Origin of the sequence: Bradyrhizobium sp. PRIMUS42, from assembly GCF_023006515.1 — a bacterium.
GTDB lineage: Bacteria > Pseudomonadota > Alphaproteobacteria > Rhizobiales > Xanthobacteraceae > Bradyrhizobium.
In genome coordinates this window covers 1-2,852 of sequence record NZ_JALBGZ010000763.1, presented here as the reverse complement: position 1 = coordinate 2,852, position 2,852 = coordinate 1, and the positions used below count along the sequence as shown (strand labels likewise).

Annotated in this window: 2 protein-coding genes and 1 pseudogene; 2 read left to right on the top strand and 1 reads right to left on the bottom strand. The window is 67.1% G+C overall.

Going from position 1 to position 2,852, the window contains the following annotated elements; all coding sequences use genetic code 11:
• Positions 1 to 161 (bottom strand): annotated as a pseudogene (locus MOV75_RS33195) (formimidoylglutamate deiminase); the annotation flags it as partial.
• An 83-nt stretch (positions 162 to 244) separates the two neighbouring features.
• On the opposite strand from MOV75_RS33195, the gene hutI reads away from it, so the two are divergent.
• Complete coding sequence (gene hutI, locus MOV75_RS33190) at positions 245 to 1,459, top strand: imidazolonepropionase (protein WP_246931721.1); 1,215 nt, start codon at positions 245 to 247, stop codon at positions 1,457 to 1,459.
• On the top strand, positions 1,456 to 2,852 hold a 1,397-nt coding region (gene hutH / locus MOV75_RS33185; protein WP_247007441.1), incomplete at its 3' end, for a histidine ammonia-lyase. The genes hutI and hutH, both read left to right, overlap by 4 nt.

Genomic DNA, 2,852 nt, shown 5'->3' with positions numbered 1-2,852 from the left:
AGGCTCGCCAGTCCCGGAAGCGCGACGGCATGGCGCTCGTCGCCGGCAGCCGGTGCCACGCCCGGCGTCACCTCCGCGATCGCGCCTGCGGTGACAACCACCTGCACGTCATTGGCCCAGCCCGAGGGCAGGAGCGCGGAGGCGAAATGCAGTCGGGTCATGATTTACACGCCGGCTGGACAGAACCGGCTTACGATTATATGTCTAGACATATAAGTCAAGCATCCCACGAAGGGACCATTGCATGGCAGAGCGCTTCGACCGGATCTGGCACGATGCCCGGCTCGCCACGATGCGGGCGGATCGTCTCGGTCTCGGCGAGATCGAGCATGGCGTGATCGCTGCGCGCGGCGGCCGTATCATCTACGCCGGAGCAGAAGCAGATTTCCCGGCGGATGCGGGCGCGATCGAGCGGATCGACTGCGAGGGACGCTGGATCACACCCGGCCTCGTCGATTGCCATACCCACCTCGTGTATGGCGGCAATCGCGCGCATGAGTTCGAGCTGCGCCTGAAAGGTGCGAGCTACGAGGAAATCGCGCGCGCCGGCGGCGGCATCGTCTCCACGGTGGCGGCGACACGCAAGGCGAGCGAAGCAGATCTCGTCGCAAGCGCGCTGCCGCGGCTCGATGCGCTGATCGGTGAGGGTGCAACCACGGTCGAGATCAAATCCGGCTATGGCCTCGACACCGTGACCGAGATGCGGCAGCTCGCGGCGGCGCGCAGCCTCGGCCGTCAGCGGCCGGTGGCGATCCGCACCTCCTTCCTCGGCGCACATGCGTTGCCGGTGGAAGCCGATGGCGACAAGGATCGCTACATCGATCTCGTCTGCAACGAGATGCTGCCGGCCGTCGCGAAGGCCGGCCTTGCCGATGCCGTCGATGCCTTCATGGAGGGGATCGCGTTCTCGGCCGAGCAGACCGCAAGGGTTTTCGAGACCGCGAGAGGGCTTGGGCTGCCGGTCAAGCTCCACGCTGACCAGCTGTCGAACCTCGGCGGCGCCGCGCTTGCGGCAAAATTCTCGGCGCTGTCGGCCGATCATCTCGAGCATACCGACGAAGCCGGCGCCGCCGCGATGGCGAGGGCCGGCACCGTGGCCGTGCTATTGCCCGGTGCGTTCTACTTCATCCGCGAGACGCAGAAGCCGCCGATCGAGACGTTTCGCAGGCACGATGTCCATATGGCACTTGCGACCGATTGCAATCCCGGCAGCTCGCCGCTGACCTCGCTGCTGCTCGCGATGAACATGGGGGCGACGCTGTTCCGGATGAATGTGGCCGAGTGCCTTGCCGGCGTCACCCGTGAAGGCGCCCGGGCGCTCGGTGTGCTCGATGAAACCGGCACGCTGGAGGCCGGCAAATGGTGCGATCTCGCGGTCTGGGACATCGAGCGGCCCGCTGAACTGGTCTACCGCATCGGCTTTAATCCGCTGCAGCGGCGGGTGTGGAGGGGGCAGTGACGGAGCAGGGCGCAGCGATCGTCGTCAAGCCGGGAACGGTCAGCCTCGACGATCTCGCGCGCGTGCTCGCAGGACAAGCCGTCGTGCTCGATCCATCGTTCTGGCCGCGTGTCGAGGCGGCTGCCGAGATCGTCGCGAAGGCGGCGCGGGCTGACGCTCCCGTCTATGGGATCAACACGGGCTTCGGGAAGCTGGCGTCGAAGCGCATTCCGCCGGACCAGACCGCGCTGCTCCAGCGCAATCTCATCGTCTCGCATTGCTGCGGCGTCGGCCCCGCAACACCCGAGCCGATCGTTCGCCTGATGATGGCGCTGAAGATCGTCTCGCTTGGGCGCGGTGCCTCCGGCGTGCGCCGCGAGGTGATCGAGCAATTGCAGGGCATGCTGGCGCAGGGCGTCTATCCGCTGGTGCCTCAACAGGGCTCGGTCGGTGCCTCCGGCGATCTTGCGCCGCTGGCGCACATGACGGCGGTGATGATCGGCGAAGGACAGGCGATCGTCGATGGCAAGAACGTGTCCGGGAGCGAGGCGCTTGCCGCTGCAGGCCTCTCGCCGCTGACGCTCGGCCCCAAGGAAGGCCTCGCGCTGATCAACGGGACACAGTTCTCAACCGCCTACGCCATATCAGGCGTGCTGCGCGCGTTTCACCTGGCTCGCGCCGCGCTCGTCACCGGCGCGTTGTCGGTGGATGCGGCGATGGCCTCGACGGCGCCGTTCCGTCCCGAAATCCAGGCGTTGCGCGGCCATTCCGGACAGATCGCGGCTGCGGCAACCTTGATGGCGTTGCTCGACGGCAGCGACATCCGCCTGTCGCATCTCGACGGCGACGAACGCGTGCAGGATCCCTATTGCCTGCGCTGCCAGCCGCAGGTCGCGGGCGCGGCGCTCGATCTGATCACGCAGGCCGCGCGCACGCTGATCGTCGAGGCCAACGCGGTCACTGACAATCCGCTGGTGCTGGTCGAGAGCAGCGAGATCGTCTCCGGAGGTAATTTCCACGCCGAGCCGGTGGCGTTCGCCGCAGACGCCATCGCGCTCGCGCTATCGGAAATCGGCGCGATCAGCGAGCGGCGCATTGCGACGTTGGTCGATCCCGCGCTCAATTTCGGCCTGCCGCCGTTCCTCACGCCTGATCCCGGCATCAATTCCGGCTTCATGATCGCCGAGGTGACGGCGGCGGCGCTCTATGCCGAGAACAAGCAGCGCGCAGCTGCCTGTTCGATCGACTCGACGCCGACCAGCGCCAACCAGGAAGATCACGTCTCGATGGCGGCGCACGCCGCGCGGCGCCTGTCCGACATGGCCGACAATCTTGCCGCCATCCTCGGCATCGAGCTCCTGGTCGCGGCCCAAGGCATCACGCTCCGCGCGCCGCATGCGACGAGCGTGCCGCT

Coding starts and splice junctions, on each gene's coding strand:
- hutI (WP_246931721.1), top strand. CDS start 245: ATGGCAGAGCGCTTCGACCGGATCTGGCACGATGCCCGGCTCGCCACG.